The sequence below is a fragment of the Cellvibrio sp. PSBB023 genome (assembly GCF_002007605.1).
In the GTDB taxonomy this organism is placed as follows: Bacteria; Pseudomonadota; Gammaproteobacteria; order Pseudomonadales; family Cellvibrionaceae; genus Cellvibrio.
This window is the reverse complement of sequence record NZ_CP019799.1, coordinates 2,128,785-2,154,303: the sequence shown is the minus strand read 5'-3', so window position 1 is coordinate 2,154,303 and position 25,519 is coordinate 2,128,785. Positions and strand designations below refer to the sequence as shown.

The 25,519-nt window shown below is 47.5% G+C and carries 20 protein-coding genes; 13 read left to right on the top strand and 7 right to left on the bottom strand.

Going from position 1 to position 25,519, the window contains the following annotated elements:
• Positions 1–15: 15 nt before the first annotated feature.
• Positions 16–1,752, top strand: a complete 1,737-nt coding sequence (gene dauA / locus B0D95_RS09550; protein WP_078043691.1) for a C4-dicarboxylic acid transporter DauA — start codon at positions 16–18, stop codon at positions 1,750–1,752.
• A 12-nt stretch (positions 1,753–1,764) separates the two neighbouring features.
• On the opposite strand, the gene rdgC is transcribed toward dauA, so the two are convergent.
• The 3 genes from rdgC to B0D95_RS09535 form a co-directional block, all read right to left on the bottom strand.
• Positions 1,765–2,673: a recombination-associated protein RdgC gene (rdgC, locus tag B0D95_RS09545; RefSeq protein WP_078043690.1), complete on the bottom strand. Its 909-nt coding sequence runs from the start codon at positions 2,671–2,673 to the stop codon at positions 1,765–1,767.
• Positions 2,674–2,924: 251 nt separating this feature from the next.
• Positions 2,925–3,545 (bottom strand): FKBP-type peptidyl-prolyl cis-trans isomerase, encoded by a 621-nt coding sequence (locus B0D95_RS09540; RefSeq protein ID WP_078043689.1) that lies wholly within the window; start codon positions 3,543–3,545, stop codon positions 2,925–2,927.
• Between the two features lie 74 nt (positions 3,546–3,619).
• Positions 3,620–4,735 carry an AI-2E family transporter gene (locus B0D95_RS09535; RefSeq protein ID WP_078043688.1) on the bottom strand — a complete coding sequence of 372 codons (1,116 nt, stop codon included), beginning with the start codon at positions 4,733–4,735 and terminating at the stop codon, positions 3,620–3,622.
• 105 nt (positions 4,736–4,840) lie between these two features.
• Here B0D95_RS09535 and B0D95_RS09530 point away from each other — a divergent pair, with 105 nt between their 5' ends.
• From B0D95_RS09530 to B0D95_RS09520, 3 genes are all read left to right on the top strand, one after another.
• Positions 4,841–5,791 (top strand): hypothetical protein, encoded by a 951-nt coding sequence (locus B0D95_RS09530; RefSeq protein ID WP_210403702.1) that lies wholly within the window; start codon positions 4,841–4,843, stop codon positions 5,789–5,791.
• Between the two features lie 88 nt (positions 5,792–5,879).
• A complete protein-coding gene (locus B0D95_RS09525) occupies positions 5,880–6,638 on the top strand; it encodes a phosphatase PAP2 family protein (RefSeq protein WP_078043687.1) in 759 nt (252 codons plus the stop codon).
• Positions 6,631–8,295 (top strand): phosphoethanolamine transferase, encoded by a 1,665-nt coding sequence (locus B0D95_RS09520; RefSeq protein WP_078043686.1) that lies wholly within the window; start codon positions 6,631–6,633, stop codon positions 8,293–8,295. Before B0D95_RS09525 ends, B0D95_RS09520 begins: the two co-directional genes overlap by 8 nt.
• A 15-nt stretch (positions 8,296–8,310) precedes the next feature.
• Here B0D95_RS09520 and B0D95_RS09515 read toward each other — a convergent pair whose 3' ends face one another.
• The 4 genes from B0D95_RS09515 to B0D95_RS09500 all read right to left on the bottom strand — a co-directional run bounded on the left by B0D95_RS09515 (position 8,311) and on the right by B0D95_RS09500 (position 13,177).
• Positions 8,311–8,481, bottom strand: a complete 171-nt coding sequence (locus tag B0D95_RS09515; RefSeq protein ID WP_078043685.1) for a FeoB-associated Cys-rich membrane protein — start codon at positions 8,479–8,481, stop codon at positions 8,311–8,313.
• Between the two features lie 21 nt (positions 8,482–8,502).
• Entirely contained in the window at positions 8,503–10,362 is a 1,860-nt protein-coding gene (locus B0D95_RS09510) for a ferrous iron transporter B (protein ID WP_078043684.1), read from the bottom strand.
• 12 nt (positions 10,363–10,374) lie between these two features.
• Positions 10,375–10,674, bottom strand: coding sequence for a FeoA family protein (locus B0D95_RS09505; protein WP_078043683.1), 300 nt, complete (start codon positions 10,672–10,674; stop codon positions 10,375–10,377).
• 133 nt (positions 10,675–10,807) lie between these two features.
• Positions 10,808–13,177 carry a fatty acid cis/trans isomerase gene (locus tag B0D95_RS09500; protein WP_078043682.1) on the bottom strand — a complete coding sequence of 790 codons (2,370 nt, stop codon included), beginning with the start codon at positions 13,175–13,177 and terminating at the stop codon, positions 10,808–10,810.
• A gap of 180 nt (positions 13,178–13,357) precedes the next feature.
• Here B0D95_RS09500 and B0D95_RS09495 point away from each other — a divergent pair, with 180 nt between their 5' ends.
• The 9 genes from B0D95_RS09495 (at position 13,358) to nagB (ending at position 25,287) form a co-directional block, all read left to right on the top strand.
• On the top strand, positions 13,358–14,209 hold the full coding sequence (locus B0D95_RS09495) for a DUF3014 domain-containing protein (RefSeq protein ID WP_078043681.1): 852 nt from the start codon (positions 13,358–13,360) through the stop codon (positions 14,207–14,209).
• Between the two features lie 361 nt (positions 14,210–14,570).
• Positions 14,571–17,234, top strand: coding sequence for a TonB-dependent receptor (locus B0D95_RS09490; RefSeq protein ID WP_078043680.1), 2,664 nt, complete (start codon positions 14,571–14,573; stop codon positions 17,232–17,234).
• A gap of 88 nt (positions 17,235–17,322) precedes the next feature.
• Positions 17,323–18,027: a SapC family protein gene (locus tag B0D95_RS09485; protein ID WP_078043679.1), complete on the top strand. Its 705-nt coding sequence runs from the start codon at positions 17,323–17,325 to the stop codon at positions 18,025–18,027.
• Between the two features lie 5 nt (positions 18,028–18,032).
• Positions 18,033–19,058: a cupin-like domain-containing protein gene (locus tag B0D95_RS09480; protein WP_078043678.1), complete on the top strand. Its 1,026-nt coding sequence runs from the start codon at positions 18,033–18,035 to the stop codon at positions 19,056–19,058.
• 682 nt (positions 19,059–19,740) lie between these two features.
• On the top strand, positions 19,741–20,631 hold the full coding sequence (gene nagK / locus B0D95_RS09475) for an N-acetylglucosamine kinase (protein WP_078043677.1): 891 nt from the start codon (positions 19,741–19,743) through the stop codon (positions 20,629–20,631).
• Positions 20,632–20,780: 149 nt separating this feature from the next.
• Positions 20,781–22,073, top strand: a complete 1,293-nt coding sequence (nagP, locus tag B0D95_RS09470) for an N-acetylglucosamine MFS transporter NagP (RefSeq protein WP_078043676.1) — start codon at positions 20,781–20,783, stop codon at positions 22,071–22,073.
• Between the two features lie 51 nt (positions 22,074–22,124).
• Positions 22,125–23,213 carry an acyltransferase family protein gene (locus tag B0D95_RS09465; RefSeq protein WP_078043675.1) on the top strand — a complete coding sequence of 363 codons (1,089 nt, stop codon included), beginning with the start codon at positions 22,125–22,127 and terminating at the stop codon, positions 23,211–23,213.
• Positions 23,214–23,261: 48 nt separating this feature from the next.
• Positions 23,262–24,419 (top strand): N-acetylglucosamine-6-phosphate deacetylase, encoded by a 1,158-nt coding sequence (gene nagA, locus B0D95_RS09460; RefSeq protein WP_078043674.1) that lies wholly within the window; start codon positions 23,262–23,264, stop codon positions 24,417–24,419.
• A 73-nt stretch (positions 24,420–24,492) separates the two neighbouring features.
• A complete protein-coding gene (nagB, locus tag B0D95_RS09455; protein WP_078043673.1) occupies positions 24,493–25,287 on the top strand; it encodes a glucosamine-6-phosphate deaminase in 795 nt (264 codons plus the stop codon).
• The last annotated feature ends 232 nt before the right edge of the window (positions 25,288–25,519 follow it).

The following is a 25,519-nucleotide window of genomic DNA, read 5'->3' as shown; positions in this document are numbered from 1 at the left end:
CATTAAAGGATTCCTATGCCCCACCGAGCCCATTTATTTTCTCTCCGTATTGGTCATGCCTTGCGCGAAGCGTGCATCACTGAACCCTATGCTGGCTCACGTTTCACCCGTGATCTCTTAGCGGGCATTACCGTGGGTGTTATTGCAATTCCCCTCGCCATGGCACTCGCCATCGCCAGCGGTGTGCCGCCGCAATACGGTTTATATACCGCCATCATTGCCGGTTTTTTAATTCCGTTGCTGGGCGGTTCGCGGTTTAGTATTTCTGGCCCTACGGCGGCGTTTGTCGTGATCCTTTATCCCATCGCGCAAAAATATGGCTTGGGCGGATTGCTGGTCGCTAGTGTGATGGCGGGAGGAATTTTAGTGCTGATGGCGCTGCTGCGGTTGGGGCGCTTGATTGAATATATTCCTGAGGCGGTAACGCTCGGATTTACCGCCGGTATTGCGGTGGTGATTGCAACTCTGCAAATCAAGGATTTTTTAGGGTTGCAGTTAACGCAAATTCCCGAGCATTACTTGGAAAAACTTTGGTTGTTAGCACAACATCTGCCAGATTTTTATTGGCCCAGTTTTATTGTTGCTGCTGTGACCTTTGTCATGATGTTGTTATGGCCTTTATTAAAATTGCCAGTCCCGCCACACCTGCCTGCACTTATTATCGGTACCTTGGTCGCTTTGCTGTTGAATCAAACTGGTTTTGATGTGGATACCATCGGTTCGCGTTTTTCTTACACTCTGGCCGATGGCACAAGCGGTTTGGGTATTCCGCCGCAATTGCCACATTTTGAATGGCCTTGGTTGCAAGCCGGTGCAAATGGCGAGGCGATTCAATGGAGTTGGCGAGTGTTACAGGATTTGCTCGCGGCGGCGTTTGCCATTGCCATGCTGGGCGCAATTGAATCTTTATTGTGTGCGGTGGTGTTGGATGGCATGTCGGGCAAACGCCACAGCGCTAACAGCGAATTATTAGGGCAGGGCATTGCGAATATTATCACCCCATTTTTTGGCGGCATTACCGCCACGGCAGCGCTTGCACGTTCAGCCGCGAGTATTAAAGCGGGAGCGGAATCGCCGGTTGCGGGCATGATTCATGCCTTGGTGGTATTGCTCGGTTTGGTTGTGCTTGCGCCGCTACTCGCTTATTTGCCTATGCCCGCGATGGCCGCGCTTTTGGTGATGGTGGCCTGGGGAATGAGTGAGGCACACAAGGCTGTGCATTTATTGAAAACGGCACCGCGCGGCGATATTTGGGTGTTTATTACCTGCTTCGCACTCACAGTGGTGTTTGATATGGTGATTGCCATTACTGCCGGTATTGTGTTGGCGGCCCTGTTATTTATGAAAGAAATCGCGGCCATGACACATGTTGATGATTTGAGCGGTGAGGGCGATAAACCGCTACCAGAAAACTGGCGCGCTTTTAGTATCAGCGGCCCATTATTTTTTGCGGCGGCAGATCGTGTGTTCGGTGAGCTTTCTACGCTGTGTAGCGCGCAACAACATATTATTTTGTCGTTAAAAGAGGTGTCGTTGTTAGATGCAGGTGGTCTGTCGGCGCTGGATAAATTAATTACCAAATGCGAAAAAAATAATACCGAATTAATTCTAACGGATATTCCCAAGCAGCCGCTGAGTACGCTGGCGCACGCCCATATCAAACCGATTAAAGGCGTGCTGCGTTTTTACTTAACTCTTGATGAGGCGCGTAAGGCTGTGGTGAGCGAGTTGCAGGCTGAGCGCGACCAATAAACTAAAAAACTATTATTCTCGCTCAGCTTCACCGCCAAAAGCTGCCAGTAACGCGGTGATAAAGTTTTTTAACTCCATCGCCATAATGGCAAAATCAGCATCGAACTGCTCTGCTTTACTTTCGGGATTGCGCTCGTTGGCTTTATCGCTAATCACATCTTCAAACTTCAAGCGTTTTACGGCGACTTGGTCATCGATAATGCAGCTGATTGATTCTTTCCAGACTAACGCAATTTTGCTTACATGCATGCCGCTTTCCAAATGGTTGCGGATCTCGCTTGCGGTTAAATCCTGCTTTTTACAGCGCACGACCCGGCCATCTTTTGCGGCTTGTAATTCTACTTCTTCGCCCAGTGCAAACTGGTGCGGCGCTTCGCTCTCACGCAGCCAGTGGGTCATCACCTGGGTGGGAATATTTTTTGGGGCGATAGGTAAACAGCGCAAGCTGCCCAAGGCTTCGCGTAATTTGCTGAGTAAATCTTCCGCACGTTTGGCAGATGAAGAGTTCACCACAATCAAGCCTTCTTGCGGCGCGATATAGGCGTAATCCAGCGATGAACGGGTAAAGGCACGCGGCAGCAGCGAAAAAATAATTTCGTCTTTTAATGTGTCGCGCTCTTTGCGACCAACCGGGCGCGATTCGGCGTCTTTGATGGCTTGAACTTTTTCTTCCAACTGTTCTTTGATCACGCCACCGGGCAGAATTTTCTCCTGTTTCTTGGCGCAAACCATAATGTAGCCATTTGTCACATGCACAAACTCACTGCCGTGACGGCCCAGCGGTGGCTCAAAGCCATAGCGCATGGGGTCCAGGTTGCCGCAGGGGTTAAAACAAAATTCGGCAAGCTTTTCATTTAATTCTTCAGCGGAAATAGTCCACTGTTCGGTGAGACGATACAAACGTAAATTTTTAAACCACATGGAAAATCCGTTAACAAATTAACAGTGAATAATGGGGTGCTTGTAAAGCTTATCGAAGCTGATGAAGCAGGAGTTGCGGAGGTGTTTCTGAGACCGTCGGAGACATGGACGACCCACACGGATGTGGGAAGTGCCGCAATTTGTATGGAACAAATGCGGCTGTCGACGGCGAGCCTCCAGGGAAGGATTTACGGCGTGTCTCGGAAACACCTCCGCAACTCCTGCTGGAGCTCGACGTTGGTACGAATTAATTAACCAACAATATCAATCAACTCAACATCAAAAATCAGCGTTGAGAACGGCGCAATACTCGCACCTGCACCGCGCTCACCGTAAGCAAGGTTGTGCGGAACATACAAACGCCATTTGGAGCCAACTGGCATCAATTGCAATGCTTCAGTCCAACCAGCGATAACACCGTTAACCGGGAAATCAATTGGCTGACCGCGATTCACAGAACTGTCGAATACAGTGCCGTCAATCAAAGTACCGTGGTAATGGGTTTTTACTTTAGAAGTCGCGGTTGGCACTGCACCGGAACCTTGAGTAATCACTTCATATTGCAAGCCAGACGCAGTCACAGTGATGCCCGCTTTTTTGGCATTTTCCGCAAGGAATGCTTCACCTGCACTGGCTAATACCTTGTGCTTTTCAGCGGCTTGCGCCTGCATACGGGTGTTGATTTCTTCAAACGCGGCTTGCATTTCTTCATTGCTGTAAGGCATTGCAACGCCGTTCAGCGCATCAATTACACCTTGAGCCACGGCTTCAGGTGATACACCATCAAAAGGGTTGCTGGCTAATTGCTCGCCCATTTGACGGCCGATGCCGTAGCTGACGAGGTCTTCAACGCTGCTATATTGCTTGGACATAAAACATTCTCTTGGGTAAATAGAGGGGCAGGCAGAGCCAAATCCCCGCGTAAAAGGTCGGGCAGTCTAGCAGATCAGACTGCAGAATCCTGCTTCGATTGTGTTGTGGGCGGTACTTCTTGCTTATCTTCCTCATCCTGATCAGGAGCCAGGATGTGCACTTCACGGATAAAAATCCCCCAAAAGGCGATAAACAAGGCGGCCACTAGCGGGCCAACCACAAAGCCGTTGATACCAAATAATCCCAGCCCGCCGAGGGTGGAGAGCAGCACTATATAGTCTGGCAACTTGGTGTCGCGGCCCACCAGAATCGGGCGCAGTATGTTGTCGACCAAGCCAATCACACCGGCACCAAAGGCAACCAGGATAATGCCTTTGACATTGTCACCCGTAGCAAATAAATAGATGGATACCGGCACCCAGACAATAGCTGGCCCCACGGCAGGAATCAGCGATAGCACCGCCATCACCACCCCCCAGAGCAGCGCACCGGGAATGCCCAGCACCCAAAAAATCAGACCACCCAGAGTGCCCTGGATCACAGCAATCACCAGGTTGCCTTTGATGGTAGCGCGGGTGACTTCGCCGAATTTGGCGAACAACATACGCTCACGGGCATCGCCCAAGGGCAGCGCGCGGATCAGCAATTCCAGCAGGTAATTACCATCGCGTAGTAAGAAAAAGGTCAGGTAGAGCATCAGGCAGGTATTCAGCAGTAACTTAAAGGTGTTTTGGCCAATGCTCAGGGCATTTTGTGCCGCCCATTTACCCGCCGTCATCGACAGGTTCAGCGCACCTTCCTTGAGTTTGGCGACATCCACATCAAAGCGATCCAGCGTTTCCTGAACGGCGGGGAAGGCAGTGCGTATTTGCTCAATGTATTGTGCTGGGTTGATTTCACCTGCTTCCAGCTTTTTGTAGGCATTGGCGCCCTCGGCAATCACCGAACTAATCAACAGTGTCACCGGCAAGACGACAATAAGAATACAGGCCGTCAGGGTGAGTAGTGCGCTGATATTGGTGCGCCCTTTTAATCGCTCCAGCAGCCATTGCTGTAGCGGATAAAAAATAACAGTAATAGCGCAGGCCCAGAAAATAGTGCCAAAGAAGGGTTTTAGGATCAGTAAAAAGCCCACAGACACTATGAGCAAAAAGAGCAGAAAGGTACGAGTTTCCAGTTTTTGTTGCATGGTGCGAGTTCCGTAATGTAGTCCTGCGATGAGGCGAGACTATACGGTAGCAACTCCAGCGGTGTCATCCATTTCCCTGTGCTAATCTCAAGCAAGGTGATTTCTGTGGATCAATCTATGTTGCGCTCACGCTGGCATATCCTCACGGTTATTTTCTGGGGCGCGTACTGTGCGGTAGCGCAGGTAGCTGATGCACCGGAAGCGCAACTGGCTTCATCTGCAACAGCGCGTCACTATGTTATCAATGTAGAGGCAGTCACCCCGGAACGTGAGGACGATTACTATGTCAACCTGCTGCGTCTGATCCTCGCCGCCAGCACTGCACCGGGCGAAAATGTTGAACTGCGTTTCTCTGACCGTCAATTTACCCAATGGCGCTGGTTGATTGAACTCAGCCAAACCGATAGCCGCAATAAGCTACTCTGGACAGCGACCTCCACGCACCGCGAAACCCTGTTGCGCCCCATTCGTATTCCATTGTTCAAAGGGTTGATCGGTATACGGCTGCTGGTTATTCGTCGCGACGATGAAGCGCGTTTCCGGCAGTTAACATCCCTGCAAGATTTACAGGCCTTGGTGGCCGGGCAGGGCGCCAAATGGCCAGATAGCCTGGTATTAAAAGCCAATGGCTTGCAGGTAACCGAAGGTGTAGGTAAAGAGCAACTCTATAAAATGCTGGCGGCTAAACGGTTTGATTATTTCCCGCGCGGCGTTACGGAAATTGCGAATGAAACGGCATTTTTGCAGCAGTATGATTTGATGGTTGCGCCAAAATGGTATTTGAGTTACCCCGCCGCTATGTACTTTTTTGTCAACAGGGAGGATGAAGAGCTGGCAGCACGGATTGAAACCGGCTTTGAAAAAATTATCGACATTGGTGAGTTTGAGCAATTTTTTTCGTCCCACCCTCGCGTCAAAAATGGCCTGCCTTATCTTGACGGTCGTCAGCCATTCCTGCTGAACAATCCTTCACTACCAAAATCGACCCCCATTGATAACCCACGTTATTGGTATTCCTTTTCTTCGGCGTCGTCTTCAGCGGCATTAGCGAATTAATCGCATTTCCAGCGCCATTATTTTTTCAACTTAAGTAAACCTTAAGAATACACGGCCATACTGAATTGAAATAATTCAGGAGCCGTTTATGGCAGCTTTGTTTTTCGCGGTGAAAAACGGCACATCGGTACATCGCTTTTGGCGGTATCACCTTGTGTATCCGCTGTTATTATTTACGGTGCTGTTATTAGTCGGCCACTGGTTTTCATGGGATAGCCGTATTGCTGATTATATTTTTATGCAGGAAGGCAATCGATGGTCGCTGCGCAATCATTGGTTGCTCAGTGCAGTGTTACATGAAGGCGGTAAACACCTTTCTATTTTATTGGCACTCATTGTTGTCTTTGCCTGGCTCGGCAGTTTTTATTTTTTTCACTTGCGCCCTTGGCGTAGAGTTATTGGGTATCTTTTTTTATCGGCGATCAGTGCCAGTGCATTGGTCAGCTTTGCCAAACATTCACTTGCCATATCCTGCCCATGGGAATTTTCCCGTTACGGCGGCGACATAGGCTATTTATCGCTATTGCAGCAATTGGTTATTCGCAATGGTGATGGTTGTTTTCCCGCTGGGCATGCCAGCGCAGGCTACGCTTGGTTCGGGTTTTATTTTGTCGGCCTTTATTGGCAGGCAAGGTGGCGCTGGCTAGGTCTGGCGTTACCTTTTTTGTTCGGCGTTGTATTTGGTGTCACACAACAATTGCGTGGCGCGCATTTTTTATCGCACGACTTGGCAACACTTCTGGTGTGTTGGCTGGTTGCATTATTGTGGTATTGGCTTTTACTAACTCCGGCACATCAATCCTTACAGTATTCTGTGTTTGCAAAAGGGAATTTTCATCATGAATAGTCTTGTGCAACCACTGCATCGCTTCAGGCGACATTTTTTCACTTGGCAAATGACCAGCATTCGCTTTGCTGCACTCTGGTCACTCGTTATGGTGCTTGTTGATAATCTGCATTTTTTTCATGCTGTAAGTCATTTGTTTAATGTGTTTACACTTGGCGGCGCGCTATTTGTGTTATGCCTTGCTTTGTTATTGTGGCTGCTGACGTTTATTGTAATCTCACTGGTTATGCTGCCTTACATCATCAAGCCATTAATGATGCTGCTATTGGTTTCCGCTGCATCGACTGCCTACTTTATGAATGCCTATGGCATTGTCATTCATAAACTCATGATTCAAAACTTGATGGAGACTGATGTTCAGGAAGTCAGTTCATTGCTATCGCGTGAGTTATTGGGCTACTTATTGATGCTAGGTGTTTTGCCCGCCATTCTTGTTGGTCGTTGTCATATTGTGTATGAGAAACCAATGCGTGAAATATGGCACCGGCTAAAAATTATTAGCATCGCGTTGCTGTTGGCGATTGCATTAATTTTAAGTATGTCCAGCCAATTTGCCTCGTTTTTTCGCAACCATAAAGATGTGCGTCAAATGGCTAATCCCTTAAATTTTATTTATGCGGGTATCGCCTATGCTGTGGAAAAAGATACACAGTTTGTTAAACCAATCGGTGAAGATGCACAGTTAAATGCGCGTGGTTTGGCAGCAACCAAACCGACATTGTTAATTGTGGTGGTGGGCGAGACGGCACGGGCAGATCATTTTTCCATTAATGGCTATGACCGTGCTACCACTCCACTATTGGCACAACAACCTATTATTAATTATCCGTCGGTTACATCTTGTGGTACAGAAACAGCCATTTCTGTGCCTTGTATGTTTTCGCAATTACCGCGCAAAGACTACTCCGATCGCAAAGCCAAGGAGCAGGAATCGGTACTGGACGTGATACATCGCGCTGGTGTACCCGTTTTATGGCGCGATAATAATTCTGGCTGCAAAGGAACCTGTGATCGTGTTGCCTATGAAGATATGCGCGCACTCACCCTGCTGGATCTGTGCAATAAGCGCGAATGTTTTGATAATGTGTTGTTGCACGAACTGGAACAGAAAGTCGGGCTTATGCCAGCTCAGGGTATAGGGCATAAAGTGATTGTATTACACCAAAAAGGCAGCCATGGCCCGGACTATTATCATCGCTACCCGGAAAGTGCAGAGGTATTTACACCTGCATGCCATACCAATCAATTACAGGAATGTAGTCGTGAAGAGGTTGTGAATGCGTTCGATAATACCATTCACTACACCGATCAATTTTTAGTGCGCACTATTCAATGGCTGGAATCACAGTCTGGCTATTACAACACGGCCATGGTGTATCTTTCTGATCACGGTGAATCCCTGGGGGAAAATGGCCTCTATCTGCACGGCATGCCCTATATGATCGCTCCCACGGCACAAAAACACGTCCCGTTTTTCTTTTGGTTCTCTCCCGGTTTTGAACGCGATAACCACATAGATCGTCAGTGCTTGATTGCACATGCCTCGCAGGACTATTCGCAAGATAATTTATTTCATACCTTGTTGGGATTAATGAATATAGATACGGCAGTTTATAAAGCACCGCTGGATATGCTGAGTGAGTGTAGGGCGCGGTAGATCGCGCCCGTTACATCAATGTGATGTTTTCTCGGTGGGATTGTTGCAACTGGAAGCGCTGGTTTTATCACAGCCGCCGCAACCACCGCAGCCTGCCGATTTTTTGGCAGAGGGAAATATCCAGCGGCGTGCCAGGAAAATCACGGCGGCCAACACACAGACACCTACAATTATCTCTTGCCACATAAAGATTTCCCCCTTGTCCGGTTAGCCCACAATCGCGCTGGCGATTTGGTAGGTCGCCCAAGCGGCAAAATAGGCTAATGCAAATAAATAGATGGTGAAGAACGTAGTTGCCTTGGCGGAGTTGGTCTCGCGTTTTACCACTGCAATTGTGGAGATGCATTGTGGTGCATAAACAAACCAGGCCAAGTAAGCGTAAGCAACAGGTAGTGACCAACTGGCTGCCAGGGCCGAGCCCAGTGCTACATCAATGGATTCTTCACCTACCGCATAAACCGTTGCTAATGCGCTCACGGCAACTTCGCGTGCGCCCATGGCGGGAATCAGTGCGATACACATCTGCCAGTTGAAACCGAGTGGAGCAAAGAGCGGCTGCATGAAGTGTCCGAGCTGACCGGCAAAGCTGTAATCAATCGCGGGTTGGGTTGCATCAGCCGGGGCGCCGGGGAAGGTAGCCAGGAACCAGAGCACTATGGACAGCGCGAGAATGATGGTGCCGACGCGACGGATAAAAATCCATGCGCGCTCACGAAGGCCAATCATCAGGTGATAGAGCATAGGCCAGCGATAAGTAGGTAGCTCCAGCAGCAGCGGAAACTCTTCGCGTCCACTGGTGCGGCGACGCATAATCCAGGCGATTAATGCCGCGCTGGCAACACCGGCAAAATAGAGCGCAAACAGCGTCAGGCCTTGCAGGTTAAAGATGCCCCACACGGTTTGTGCAGGGATAAATGCCGCGATAATCAGTGCGTAAACCGGCAGTCTTGCCGAGCAGGTCATTAGCGGCGCCACCATGATGGTGATGAAGCGCTCGCGAGGATCGGCGATTGTCCGGGTGGCCATAATGCCAGGCACGGCGCAGGCAAAGCTGGACAGGAGTGGAATAAATGAACGGCCTGACAAGCCCAACCCACGCATGGGGCGATCCAGCAGGAAGGCGGCTCGGGTGAGATAACCTGTATCTTCCAGCACCAGAATAAAAAAGAAGAGGATGATAATTTGCGGTAGGAATACCAATACGCCGCCAACACCGGCAATAAGCCCTTCCACAATAAAGTCTTTGAGGATGCCATCGGGCAGGAGCGATCCTACCAATTCACCCAAGCCGCTAAAGCCGGCATCAATTAAATCGACAACAGGGGACGCCCAGGCAAATACGGCCTGGAAAATCACCAACAAAATACTGAATAGCACGATCAGGCCAATCAGCGGGTGCAGTACCAAGTGATCGATACGATCTTGCCAGCGCGACATATGTGCTGGTGCTATTACATGCTGGCGCATCAAGCTTTCAATTTCCGCGTAAAGCGCCTCCACAGATTCCTGACGGTTACTTAAGGCGAGTGTTTGTTCGCCTTCGGCTTGTGGTGGTTGCTGGGCATAACCATTCAAGAGTTCACGCAAAGCAGTAACGCCTTGGCTATTCACGGCAACAGTTTCAATGATGGGCATGCCAATCGCCTGGGATAGCGCGGCGGTATTGATGCTAATGCCACGGCGTCTGGCTTCATCCATCTGGTTGAGTGCGACAACAATCGGGCGGTTGAGGCTTTTAAGCTCCATCACCAAGCGCAGCCCCAAGCTCAGGTTGCAGGCATCAACAACGGCGATCAGCACATCCGGGCGGCGTTCACCGGCAAGTTTGCCGAGAATGACATCGCGTGCGACCTGCTCATCCGGTGAGGTGACAAACAAGCTGTAGGTGCCGGGTAAATCGAGCAATTCGGCGGGTTGTGACAGGCCGCTCAGCTTGCCGGAGCGGCGCTCTACGGTCACCCCGGGATAGTTGGCAACTTTGGCGCGCGCGCCAGTTAAACGATTGAATAAGAATGTCTTACCGCAATTGGGGTTGCCAATTAGCGCAAAGCGAATAGGGGAGGACATAGAGCTACCTGATTAGGAGTTAGTGGATACAGGTTCCACGCAGATTTTCGCGGCTTCGGCGCGACGCAGGGCGAATTTAGTGCCGTTGACTTGTACTGCCATAGGGTCTGAACCCAACAAGCCAAAACCAATGATCTTGAGTTGCGCACCGGGCAAAAAACCCAGTTCCTTCAAGCGCAAACTGACGCGCTCATCCTGTGCGCCGAACAGTGGCTGTTCGATAAGGGTGGTAACGCGCACACAAGCACCTTTACGGCATTGGTCAAGGCGTAGCACGGGTGTAATAGCATCAGCAAGCACAGCAGTATTCATAAGAAGTGGCGTCTTGAATGTAAATGAGATTGATTATTAGAAAGAATACTTCATTTACCCCTGAGTCGCAATTTAAGGTGCTGATTTTTGCACGCCTTTGCATTAGTCGCGCAGGGGGTGCCGCCAGCTGTTGCTAGCGGTTTTCCAGCCGGTTGTAGTCCAGTAGGGCTGCTTCTTCCGGCTCGGCCGTTTTATAAAGCTGATGAACCCTGTCGCTAAATGCCCAAAATTCCGGGTGGGTACGACGTATGCCAAAACGTTCCTTAAGGGCGAAGTAGCCTTGCTCCGAGTCGATTTGTTGCAACCGATCAATAAACTCATCCAGTTCATCCGGGCCAATGCGCAAGAAACTATTGGGGTAGGCGCCAATTACACCGCGCGCGAGGGTGAGGTTGTCCTCGGCAGGTATTCGTCGTTTATCTTCCCCAAAGAGGGAGGATAAATTGGAATAGGCGCTGTTGTGGATCAGGCTGAACAAGCCGACACCGCGCAACTCAATCAGTGTGGTTTGCGGCAGGAAGCTGATTGCCTTACCGCTGGTGTTTTGCAGGCGATGGTAGAGCGCCAGTTTGGCCGCAGGTAATTTTGCGGTGTTGAGGTTGTGGGCCGACTGACCGGCTTTACCCAAATGCTGTTTTAGCTTGAGGTACAGCTCCTCTTGTGGTGCATCGGTGTGGTACTGGATGTTGTTGGTCAAATCCACCTGTTTCAGGTAGAGGTCAATGTAGGTTTGCAGGTTAGATTCGGCGTTGCGATACCAGTATTGCATGGTGGGCTGTTGGGCCTCGCGCGGCAGTAGCTCCACAAAATTCATCTCGCCCTCAATGCGCAGGAAGTCCATGTAGAGCCGGCTCAATAATTGATGGGATACGTTGCCATACACATCAAAACCCGCCACCAATAAATAATGAATGCGCTCCAGCAGTGGGTAACCAATAACCCATGCAGTTTTGGGTGATTGCCCAATCAGTCCCTTGTGGACGCTGGCGCTATCGGCGTGGCGGAAAATGGTGAGTGCGGCATTGTCGTTGGTGCCCTTATCGCCATCCCAAATGCCGTGCATCAACAAACCGCCTTCGGCCGCCATTTTTTGGCTGATGAATTTTGCCTTGGCAGCCAGGTATTCTTTTTGTAATTCCGAATATTTGAGCCAATTGGTCAAGGGCAGCAGTGTATTGCCCGCTCCGGCAGGCAACTGCAAGTGTTTACTGTTTTTAGCCAGGAAGCGGGCATCTTCATCTGTGGCTTGTGATTCGGGGGAATAGAAAAATACCCAAAAGTGATCCTGAATGACGTTCAGGGCTACCTGCCCGCGACATACCGGGCCCTTAATAAAGTTCATGATGGTAAAACGGGCTTCATTGAGCATAAACCGGTAGCGCGCATCTATAGGCAACTGGGCAAAGGTCACAAAGGGGTTGGATGCGGTTTCGCTGCTGTAGCCCGGTAGTTGTGTGACCTCATAGTCCGATGCATAAAACAGGGTTTGCCACTGTGCGATGCGCGCTGCATCAAGGCGATACGGCATATGGGTTTTGGCAACCACACTGGATGGGTCTTGCCAGAGGCGATAATAAACACGGTTCACCTTGGGGTCATCAAATGGGCGAGCGGTGCTGATTCGCTGTAGCGGTTCACCCGGCGGTGTACTGGAGCGCACCAAGCGGAAATACACACCGGGTGCAGAGGCGAAATCAATTTGTGCCAAAAACAGATGTTCATATATATAGCGGTTAACTAATTGCGCTTTGAGTGTATTGCCATTTAAAAAGGCCTCCCAGCGTGCAATATCCGTGTAGATTTGTCGTGGCAGTTCCGGTGCCTTACCCATGGCAGCCCCTTGTTTGAGCCAATCCATAGTGACTTTGTATTCCTGATCGCTCAGCCCGGGCAAACCATAAGGCATGCCCAAAAGCGGATTTTTACGGGTGTACTGCTCTAAATTTTCAATGCTGGCGCAGTATTGCGGGCTGTTGATATCCAGATTAAACGCACTGGACAAAAGGGCGTCCTCCGGTAGGGGGTTATCCTGTTTTAAGGCTAATAGCTGTGCCATCACCCCGGCATTGATATTGGCGCTGGCGCTATTTCCACGTTCATTAATGACGGGATGAAACCCCTTGCTACGCCAGGCTTCGGTAGATTGTGCGTCCTCAAACAAGCGGGTCAGGCTGGCGCCCAGCAAGCGCGAACCATCATAAACCCTGGTGGGATTCGCTCCGCGCAATATTCCTTCGTAGGACTCCATCTTGAGCTGGCAGGGGGCATCGTAACAGCCGTGGCAGACGACGCAGCGCTGCTCAATAATCGTTTTGGTGTGCTGGTAATAATTGCGGCTTACCTTCTGGGGGCTGGTTGCAACCTCCCTCGGTACGGCTTTGCCGTAGCGTTGATCCCACTGCGAGCCACCCATACTGACACAACCGATAGTGACCAACAGGCTAGCGATAACAAGCGCACGCTGTAGGCTGCGCGTCAAACCAAAGTGAGTAAGGCGACTCATGAAGATCCTTTATATGCTTAAGCAGGTAATAGTCTGTACACCTGCCAGTCTAGCGGTTGTTCATAAAAGATGGGAACCCATGGATATAGAGGCTGTCAGGCTTATAGGTATTACGCCATAATCACCCATTAAGCTGTTCGATCTACGGTTACCAACAAATCACCAACAAAAGGGTTTGCCATGAGTGATGATTATCCACCCCGTCAAAAATCTTCGTCTACTGCCATGATCGTCGTTGTGGTGATAGCCTTAATCGCCCTTGGGCTAGCATTTATGTACCTGCGCGACGATGCGCCAGCGTCAACCCCGGTGGTAGCAACCCCCATTGCCACTGCACCGGAGTCTGTTACTTCCAGTAGCGCCCCGGCTGAGCAAGCGCCGATAGAAGAATATCAACCGCCTGCACAAGTGATTGAAGTTGAACCACTGCCTGCATTGGGTGAGAGCGACAGCAGTGTATTAGCGGCGTTAACGCAATTGCGCGGAGAAGGGTTAATTGAACTATTAGTCCCTCAGGAATTGATCCGTAAATTTGTCTTGGCGGTTAACAATCTCTCGGAAGGTAAAGTGATTCATGAATACCGTCCGGTCATTTCACCACCACCTCCATTTATTGTGGATAGTTTCACAGTAATGATCGAAGGGGAGGCCGTAGAACAAGAGCGTGTATCTGCCAATAACTACCAGCGCTATGAAACCTATGTCACCACCTTGGCGTTGATTGACAGTGATGCGGCAGTAGCGGTTTACCGTCGTTTTTATCCCTTGTTGGAAGAGGCCTTCCGCGAGTTGGGTTTGAAAAAGCCTAACTTCCACAGTGTGCTTATTGCGGCTATTGATAATATTTTGGCAGCACCTGATGCACAGGGCGACTTATTGTTAGTTCGTCCAAAAGTGTTTTACCAATATGCCGACCCAGCGCTGGAGCAACTGCCGCAAACGCACAAATTAATGTTGCGCATGGGCCCTGAAAATGCGCGCAGCGTAAAAGCTAGCTTGCGCCAATTGCGTGCACGCCTCATCACACAGTGACACATAATTGGGCGCAGGAAGCCTTGCTGTAAATATAAAAAAAGCCGCAAATTTGCGGCTTTTTTTATGCCTCGAATTCGGTGTGTGTATTTTCGTAATGTTTTTCCAGTAACAATAAAAAATATTTTTCCCCGCCGTCTGGCCGGCAATTAATCTAATCTTTTGATTTGTAATAGGTTTCTCATAAAGTTCCGTCCCAAGCGTGCATTTACTTTCTTTTACGCAGGTTTACAAAGATGTTGACAACGTTGTCCTGTCTGGATAGTGTTGATTTATCGACAACGTTGTCTTTTGGTTGTGTTGTCGAATAAGCTCAATCGTTATCAATACACATAAAAGTACTAATCTCGGGAGATTAACCATGCGTAATAAGTTAAGTGACGCGATCAAGCTGGCCAATAAGAGTGCAATCATGCTCGGTTCTGTAGCAGCCGTCGCTATGATGGGTTTTGCAACTACCGCAAGTGCGCAGGGTGCAGGCTCTGAGCCAGAAGAAGTCGTAGTAACCGGTATTCGTGGATCTTTGCAGCAATCTATTGATGTAAAACGTAATTCTGCAACCGTTGTAGATGCAATCAATGCTGAAGATGTAGGTAAGTTTCCTGACCGTAACGCAGCAGAATCTTTGTCGCGTATCCCCGGTGTAAACGTAAGTCGTGAATTTGGTGAGGGTGAAAAGGTAAACATTCGCGGTACCAGCTCTGACTATAACCGCACATTATTGAATGGTCAGACAGTTGCTTCTGCTGACTGGTTCATCTTGGATAACCCAAACCGTAGCTTTAACTATACGCTGTTGCCTTCCGTTCTTATTGGTACTGTTGAAGTACACAAGAGCCCTGAAGCTTCTCAAGAAGAAGGTTCATTGGGTGGTACCGTCATTATCAAAACCCGTAAGCCACTTGATCAGGATGCAAATAGCTTTGCTTTTTCCCTGGAAGGTCAATATCAAGAAACATCTGAAAAAACTGACCCACAAGTTTCTGCCCAATACTCCTGGAAAAATGATGAGAGCACTCTGGGGGCATTGATTTCCTATACCAAACAAGATCGCACTGTTGTTCGTGAAGGTTTTGAAGTGTTGGGTTGGAGCCCGGAAGACGCAAATGGTGTTTCTGCACCAAGTCAGCCAATGGGCGTTCCACGCTTTGAGCAGAGTCGTGAGCGTGAAACTGTATTTGTTTCTCTTCAGGCGGCGCCGACAGACTCATTAACCATGACATTGAATTTATTAAATTCAAAAATGGATGCTAATAACCAAAATGCTAACTGGTTGGTTTGGCCGATTACTGACATTTCTGGTGCCACTATCGAAAATGGCTCCGTGGTTGCTAACGAGTCTGATTCCGTAAACGTAGGCGTTAACTGGATTAACCGTGTTTCCAGCACCGAGACCAAGTCTTACAACTTTGAAACCAAGTACGAAACAGAAGCATTCACGCTGACAGGTGTTGTTGGTTACACCGAAGCGGAAGGCGGTACTTTTCGTGAAACTTCTTGGGAATATGTTGCTGCTGGATCAAATGCAAGTTTTGACCTGAGGAATCCAAGTTTGGTATCAGACCCGGCTCCATCAGACGCTTCTGAATTTGCGGCTGGTTGGATTTGGGGCGGATCCAAGCCAACTACCGATGAGGAAACTTATGCTCAAGTGGATTTGGTTTTCCCTGTTGAGCTGGGTGCATTTAATGCCATTAAAGTGGGTGCAAAATTGCGTGATGCAGAGCGCACCCAGGGGCGTCATGCGTACAGTTGGCATGGCGCACCAACCAGTGGTGCCGGTGGTTATATGTGGTACATCTTCGATCAGTGTCCAACTTTGGCTACCTGCGGTTTGGATTCTTTAGGTGTGCAAAGTGTTGATGCACCTGTAGGTGGTAACTTCCTTGACGTAGTTAAACAAAACCGTGCGGTAATGGAAGAAATTGCATTTGTTGGATTGAATGGTCGTCCTGCTACCTACGCTATCTGGAATAACTTACCGGAGATCTGGCGTGTTGAAGAGAATATCACTGCGTTGTATGTGCAAGGTGATTTCGAAGCGGACTCTATCAGCGGTAACGTTGGTTTACGTTATGTAGACACTTCGCAAACATCAGGTGGTTATGACTACACTGGCTCTGGTTTGCAGCTCGTTAACGTTGATGAAATTGATCCAGCATGGGCTGCTTTGATATCCCCACCAACAGATACGGTAAACTGGACAACTGTAGATAACGATTACAGTGAGCTGTTGCCAAGTGTGAATATTGCATACGAGTTAAATGATGATATGAAGCTGCGTTTTGGTGCTGGTCGTGTAATGGCTCGCCAAAATCAGGCATCTTTGTCGGCTTATGAGACTGCTGGCGCGCTGAACGTTCCTAGCCCAACGGGTTCTGCGGGTAACCCATTGTTGAAGCCAACGTTTGCTAACCAATACGACCTGTCTTATGAGTGGTATCTAGCCGATGCATCTCTCGTATCTGCGGCTTACTTCTTCAAAGACATTAGCTCATACATTGGTACCGAGAGTTATGTTGAAGCGCGTTTGCGTGAAGAAGATAACACCATGGTTGATGTTACTTTCAACAAGCCAACCAATGCAAAAGGCGGCACTGTTTCTGGTCTTGAGTTGTCAGCTATGCATACCTTTGATAATGGTTTTGGTTTGACGGCCAACTATACTTATACCGATGCAGAAACTGATGACCCTGAAGCTTATACTCCAGGTGTTTCAGAAAACATGTATAACTTGTCTGCATTCTTTGAAAACGACTTGTTAAGTGCACGTGTTATGTATAACTTCCGTACTGATTGGTACAAAGGTAAACACAACAATGGCAATGACTTGTTTAACGATGATTTCGGTCAGTTGGACGCAAGTATTAGCTTCAATATTATGGAAGGTTTGAGCTTGAACCTTGAGGCTATTAACCTGACGGATGAGCAAGTAGTTGAATATGCTGATAACAATGAAGCGCGCCTGATGTCTATTTATGAAAATGGTCGTCGCTTTACTGCAGGTATACGTTATACATTCTAATTAGATAGCTTGGTGTTTAGTAAAAAAGCCGGGCATTCCCCGGCTTTTTTATTGGAAAGCAAACAGGTTTAAAATAGGTAGTACTACTATGGCAAATATTGAAATTTTGGATAAAAAAAAGCATGTCAATCTGTGTGTAAATAACAGGCTGAGCTTTGAGCATGTAGCCCAAGCGAATTTGGTGCCATTGGTTGTTGATGAATTTATCTATGCCGCGGTTAACTTCCCCGTCGTTTTTGTTAAAGACCCTGTAACCGGTGAGTTCCGGTCCGTAGGGCTTGTAGGCTTGGAAAAAAATGAAAATCTGATTTTTAGCAATAAAGTTTCACTGTCAACTTATATTCCTGCTTCTATTTCTCGTTATCCCTTTTCTGCCGTTGTTGATGAAAGCACCAGAAATTTAAGTCTATGTGTTGACCTTGATAGTGAATTAATTGGAGAGCAAGGCGAACGGTTATTTCATCCCAATGGCGAGCCAACAGCACTGACTATTAAGAAAATTAATGATCTCTCCAAATTGATGGATCAGGAAATAAATACTTATAAGTTCATTGATTTTCTTTTTAGGAATGGGCTTATCGAACCTGTCGATATTAAAGTTAATTTGAATTCTGGTGAGTCTATTCTTGGGGGAATTTACAGGGTTAACCAGAAGGCATTAGCTAATTTGGATGATGAAACAATTATTAAGATTCAGCGCAATAACTACTTTGGGCTTATTCATGCGCATCTATTGTCTTTTGGGCATATACAGCGTTTGATCGATATTAAATTAAAAAGTCATTCTGGATAATTACTATGTCCTTAATTGATATTCTTCCCAAGGTGGAGGTTTCTTATGAATGGGGGGCTCCAGATTACTATCAAACCTTAAAAGAAAAATCGGTTCCAGTTCTATTAAAAGGGCTTGTTAAATCGTGGCCGATAGTTAGTGCGGGGGGGTATTCAGATGAAAGTCTATTGGAATATCTTTGTGGTAAAGTAGCTCCAGGTATGGTTAGTACTTTGGAGGCTCCATTTTCAACAAGAGGTTATTTTTTTTACTCTGATACCCTCCAGGGATTTAACTTTGAAAGAAAACAGGCAAAATTCCATGATTTTTGTGAGCGCTTGTTAAGTTATAAGTATAAAAGCTCTGCTTTTTTATCTATACAAAGTGCTTTTGTTGATGAGTATTTCCCGGGTGTTGATGTTGAAAACCGAATGACTATTATGGGGGATAATCTTCGCCCGCGCATTTGGATTGGTAACAAAACCATTGTCGGTACTCATTATGATGATGCAGATAACATTGCTTGCGTGGTGGCGGGTAAGAGGAGATTTACTCTTTTCCCCCCTGATCAAATTAAAAATCTTTATGTTGGTCCGTTGGAGTTTACACCGGCGGGGGCAACTATCAGCATGGCTTCCCTGACACAGCCTGATTTCACTAAATATCCACGTTTGAAACAGGCTCTTGAGTATGCCGTTGTGGCGGATATGGAACCTGGGGATGGATTATATATCCCCACTTTGTGGTGGCATCATGTTGAAGCCTTGGCCGAAATAAATGTATTGATTAATTATTGGTGTGGCGGTGCTATTGGTGGTGATCAAGAATCTCCTTATCCTCATGCAGCAATGCTCATGAGTTTGTTGGCCATGAATAAGCGCTCACCCTCAGCCAGAAGAGCCTGGAAGGCATTATTTGATTATTATGTGTTTCGAGAGGACGGTGAAATCGCAGAGTATCTCCCTCAGGATAAAAGAGGAATTATGGCAGAAATCGACGAAGTCGCTGCTGAGCGGTTAAAAAAATGGTTGATTTCCCAGTTACAACAGTAATCGATTGGCGAGTTTTTTCCATGGCTGTCTTATCAATATTAATTGTGTAGATAGTGATTTTTTGAATGATAGTCATCGTTCGGTAAGTATTCCTGAATCCTTGTGGGGAAAACTGGAAGTTTGGATATGATGTGTAACCAATACGAACGCCTTTCCAAATAATTTGGCATTTTTAATTGGGAAAAACCAAGCGCCTCTTCTCAAAATGTTTTGATGGGTTGAGTCAAAACTTTTGCCCCATTGAGACCTTATCTGTCAGATTAAATACTGTGAATTAAAAAATATTTAGACCTTTCTGTTTGTGTGTCTTTGGCAGATATTGCACATCTGAATCTAACCGAAGCAACGATGCTTATAGGGGACACTCGGTTGTGGTGATGTGGCGAAAATTTTTTTCCAAAAAAGAACATATTCTTTTTGACAACGTTGTCCTGTCGGCGTAATCTAAGCTTGTCCGATGATGAAACGCTTGCGGGATAGCTCTCCATATCCTGCTTGATGTCAGAGGGCATGAGTTCTCTAGAGCTGTAGTAGTGGTCTTGTGGTTAGTGTCCTATGGGGCACTAACCTTTTTTAACTCTCTGCTATTATCACCTCCCACACGAGAACGATCAGATTTTTTGAATAGCTGACTCAATCACTGGAAAGTCAGGTATTTGCGCTAAAAATAAAGAGGTAGATCATGGTGAAAATGCCGCTTGGCGAGCAGACCTTGTATATCGGGATTGATGGCGGAGGCACCAAGTGTCGTGCCAGCATCATGACTGAAGATTTACAGGTGCTAGGCACTGGCGTTGGTGGCCCCGCTAATCCGTTCCATGGTGTACAGCAAGCAAAAGATTCCATCCGCACAGCCGCCGAGCTGGCATTGATCGATGCCGGGCTGCCTCCTGCAGCCATGGGACAATTAATTGCCGGTGCTGGTCTGGCGGGTGTGAATGTGCCCAGTCTTTATGACGTAATGAGCGATTGGCAGCATCCCTTCAAACAAATGTTTCTGACTACCGACTTGCATATTGCTTGCCTCGGCGCGCACAACCGCGACGAAGGTGCTGTGATGATTGCCGGTACGGGTTCCTGCGGTTATTCGTACGTAAACAATGCATCGCTGTTTTTGGGTGGACACGGTTTTCCTATTGGCGATAAAGGCAGCGGTGCCTGGATGGGGCTTGAAGCCATACAAGCCGTTTTGCTCGATTCCGATAACCTTGGCCCTGCCACCATGCTCAGTCATAGCATCAGCCACTTTTTGCAGGCAGAGGGCGTGATGATTGTGGACAAAATGTTTGGTGCAAAATCTAGTGATTACGCCAAGTTCGCTATTTTTGTGGTGGATGCTGCTGATGCGGGCGATGAAGTTGCCATCAGTATTGTGAAGGAAGGAGCAGCCTATATGAGTGCGGTTGCTCGTCGGTTGTGGGCTACCCAACCTGGGCGTATGTCGATTATTGGCGGTTTGGCGCCGCGCTTGATTCCCTGGATGGATAAGGACATGGCTGACAACCTTTCGCCAGCCTTGTACCAGCCAGAATTTGGCGCGGTGTATTTTGCCAAGCAGCAATCCAAGCGATAGTGATTGCTGTTTTTCATGGCGGTTGTGTTGCTGTTCGTGATTTCGTTATTCAATCTGTGTTTCAAAAAAAATTACATTCGGTCAGTTCCATCAGCATTACCTAAAAACATAAGAGTTCAATGTAAATCCACTAGTGCAGGTTACTTACTATGTCAGTCGAAACTATAGCGGTACCCAAGCAATCATCGAGCATTATTCCTTTGGCGATGATTGCAGGTTTGTTTTTTATTTTTGGCTTTGTAACCTGGCTTAATGGATCTCTGATGCCCTATTTGGAGTTGGTATTAACACTGACACCTTTTCAGGCATCGTTTATTTTGTTTTCGTTTTATATCGCGGTAACTGTTTTTGCATTGCCTTCATCCTGGGTAATTCGCAAAGTCGGATATAAAAATGGTATGGCCCTCGGTTTGGCGGTGATGGCATTGGCGGCCTTGTTGTACATCCCGGCGGCAAAATCCCATTGGTTCCTATTGTTTTTGGTTGCGCAATTTATGATGGGTGCGGGACAAACATTGGTGCAAACGGCGGTGAATCCTTATGTTGTCAAAATGGGGCCGGAGGAATCGGCTGCGCGTCGTATCAGTATTATGGGAATCCTGAATAAATCTGCTGGCATTGTGGCGCCGCTGGTATTTACCGCATTAATTCTTGGTGGTATGAGCGGTGCTACATCCAAAACCCCAAGCCCTGAAGAGATTGAGCAACTGGCGAGTAATCTGGTATTGCCCTACATCTACATGGCGCTGGTGATTGGCGTTGTCGCTTTTTTAGTAAGGGTTTCATCGCTGCCAGAATTGGAGCAGGAAGAAAGTAAAGAAGAAAAATTACCACTGCGTGAAGTGTTTCAATTCCCTAATTTAGTGTTGGGTGTTATTGCATTGTTCTTGTATGTGGGTGTAGAGGTCATTGCGGGCGATACCATCGGCTCCTATGGACGCAGTATTGGCTACACCAATTTTTCAATCCTGACCTCTATCACTATGGCGTGTATGGTGTTTGGTTACATTCTGGGCATAGTGTTAATTCCGCGAGTTATTTCACAGCAAAATATGTTGTTGGTTTCAGCGGCATTGGGTGTGTTAATTAGTTTGGCCATTGTGTTTGGTAGTAATGAATCAACCTCTATTTCTTCTGCCTTTGCATTTCTGGGGGTGCCTGCCATTCCCAATACTATTTTATGTATTGCACTGCTCGGCTTGGCCAACGCCATTGTATGGCCAGCTATTTGGCCCTTGGCATTGAGCGGTTTGGGTAAATATACCGCGACGGGTTCTGCGCTGCTAATTATGGCAATTGCCGGTGGTGCGGTTGTTCCCGTCATACTGGGGGCCGCATCTACTATTGTTGACCGTCAAACGGCTTATATCGTCATGACTCCGTGCTATTTGTTTATTCTGTTTTACGCAGCTAAAGGATACAAACTGCGCAGCTGGAAATAATTCATCGCGAATTATTGACTGGAAATATTTTTATCATCTGCGAGGTGTTTAGTGGTCAAACAACGTTTTCAAGCTTTGGATGTGATGCGTGGTTTGACCCTCGCGTTGATGATTTTGGTCAACACACCCGGTTCGTGGAGCTATGTATACGGCCCACTGCTGCATGCAGATTGGCATGGCGCCACACCCACTGACTTTGTCTTTCCCTTCTTCATGTTTATTGTCGGTTCCTCCATGTATTTTGCGATGCGTGGATTGCGGCAATTGGCTCCTGCGACACAAACCAAAAAAATCCTGCGTCGTGTGTTGCTCTTGTTTGTGATTGGTGTGTTGCTGTCGGCGTATCCATTTACTACCAGTATTGAAAACTGGCGTGTTATGGGCGTCTTGCAGCGCATCGCGATTGCCTACGGTTTTGCGGCGTTCATTATTTTGTATTTCGGATTTACCGGGCGAGCCTTGATCAGCGCGGCTTTGTTGGTGGGGTACTGGGCGTTACTGCAATTCTCTGCAGATCCATATAGCCTTGAGCACAATCTGGTGCGTCAATTTGATGTGGCAGTATTGGGTGCGAATCATTTGTGGCAAGGCAAAGGCATAGCATTTGACCCGGAAGGTATTCTGAGCACCTTTCCCTCTATTGTTAATGTCATTATCGGTTTTGAAGCAACACGAGTATTACTTGCCAGTGAAAATAAAACCAAAGCATTAAGTCAGTTGTTTGTGGCTTCACTCTTATTCATTGGTGCCGCGTTGGTATGGAATTTATGGTTTCCGATTAACAAATCGCTCTGGACTAGTTCCTTTGTCCTCTTGACCTGCGGTGTTGCTATTTTGATGTTGTTATTGCTGGTTAAGCTTGAGCAGTCGGCTGCCGCACCGGCGATTAAACCTGTCTATCATGTGTTTGAAATTATCGGCAAAAATCCGTTGTTTATTTATGTGTTGTCGGGCTTGTTGGCAACTACCTTATATTTGATCCCCATCGGCAATCAAGCAGCTTATGTTGCGCTCTATGCAGCGTTTTGCCAGTTTGCAGATCCTTATTTGGCGTCATTGTTGTTTGCCTTGTTGATGGTGTTAATCTTGTGGGTTGTGGCATGGCTATTACATAAACGCAATATCATTATCAGCCTCTAAACAGTTTGTTTTTTCACCTTGGGTGTAAAACGTCTTACAGGTATTTTTATGAAACAAGCTCTGGTCGGTGCGCGCATTTTTACCGGCGAAGAATTTCTGGATAATTATGCGCTGGTGATTGCCGGTGAAAAAATTGAAGCGCTAGTGCCGCGTGCACAATTGGATTCATCAATTCTCCAAACACCTTTAGCGGGCGGTGTGCTGGCGCCGGGGTTTATTGACCTGCAAGTGAATGGCGGTGGCGGAGCATTTTTTACCAACGATACCAGTGTAAGTGCGATCCAAACTATGCTGGATGGTCATCGCCCAACCGGAACAACCTCATTATTACCTACTTTGATTAGCGATACGCGTGAAGTGCATCAAGCTGGTGTAAAAGCCGTTGCAGATGCAGTGGCGACAGGGATCAAAGGGGTGTTGGGTGTTCATGTAGAAGGTCCATTTTTTGATATGGCGCGCCGTGGGGCGCACAATGAGCGCTACATCCGCACCATGGAGCAAGCCGATATTGATTGGTTGGTGGCTTCGGTAAAGGCGCAGCATGATTTTAAAGTGATGCTCACACTTGCGCCGGAACATGCGGCACCCGGTCAAATCAAACAATTAACATCAGCCGGCGTGGTGGTTTGTGCTGGCCACACGGATGGTCATTATGAAGATGTTACTGCAGCCCTCAACGAAGGGTTGAGTGGGTTTACCCATTTGTATAACGCCATGCGACCTACAACTGGGCGTGAGCCTGGCGTAGTCGGCGCGGCGCTGGAGGATGGCAATAGTTGGTGCGGTATTATTATTGATACATACCATGTACACGCCGCGTCCGCGCGTATTGCTTATGCTGCAAAACCCAAAGGCAAAATGTATTTAGTAACGGATGCTATGTCGACCGTTGGCTCACCAGAAAAATCTTTCCAAATTTATGGTGAAACTATTTATGAAAAAGACGGCTGCTTGGTGAACGCAGAAGGGCGTTTGGCCGGTAGTGCCATCGGTATGATTGATGCGGTGCGTTTAAATACCAATTGGGTTGGTGTGGAATTGGCAGAGAGCCTGCGTATGGCATCACTTTACCCCGCCCAGTTTATGCAGGCAGATAATTATTTGGGGCGTATTGTCAGTGGTTATCGTGCGGATTTAGTACATTTTACTGATGACTACCGTGTAACCCACACCTGGGTGGCCGGTCAGCCTTGCACGCATATTTGATAAATAGAAACTGCTACCCGGCTCTAGCGCTACATATTTAATGGTTAGTTAATACCACTCACCGGAGTGTTCAATGAAAGTTGTTATTTTGAAAGACGCCGCTGCTGTTGCACGTTATGGCGCGGATATTTTTATCAACCATATTAATCAAAAACCTGATTCTGTGTTGGGCCTGGCAACAGGCTCAACACCGGTTGCACTGTATAAAGAGTTAATTGCCGCTTATGAAACTGGCCGCGTTTCATTTAAAAATGTGAGTAGTTTTAATCTGGATGAATACCTGGGGTTGCCATCAACCCATCCCCAAAGTTATCGCTATTTTATGAATCAACAATTGTTTGACCATGTGGATATCGATAAAACACAAACCCATGTACCTGCAGGTGATGCAGAAGATCCTTTTGCTGCCTGTGAGGCGTATGAAAAAAATATCAAACAAAAAGGCGGCATTGATATCCAGTTGCTTGGCATTGGGCGCAATGGGCATATCGGGTTTAATGAACCTTCATCGTCGTTGAAATCTCGCACCAGGGTAAAAACCCTGACCCGCGCTACCATTGAGGATAATGCGCGCTTTTTTGGGCCAGATGAATACCAGCCGCATTTATCCATCACTATGGGTATAGGCACTATTCTGGAATCGAAAAAAGTCGTGCTGTTAGCAACGGGTGAAAACAAGGCCGAGGCGATCAAAGCCACTGTAGAAGGTCCCTTAACGGCAGCGTGCCCAGCATCAGCGTTGCAGCTGCATGAGCAAGTGGTGCTAGTGATCGATGAGGCCGCTGCATCACACTTATCGGATGTGGATTTTTATAAGCATATCGAAGCGGAAAATCAGAAACTGCTTGAGCGTTTAGGACGCACCTGATTATTTAGTGCTCTTACCTTAAATAAAAAAGGTCGGCTTGTTTACAAGTCGGCCTTTTTTTATTTAAAACGCGGAGTGCTCTTATAGCCATAAATCAGGTATCAGTAAAAAGTAGCGTTTTTTAGGTGCAGTACTCATTTTTTGACGATGTTTCGGCATTAAAAAACGATCTGTAATATCATGCCGCCGCACTATGTTGCACCGTTTTTACCCGTATCATTCAAGGATCATA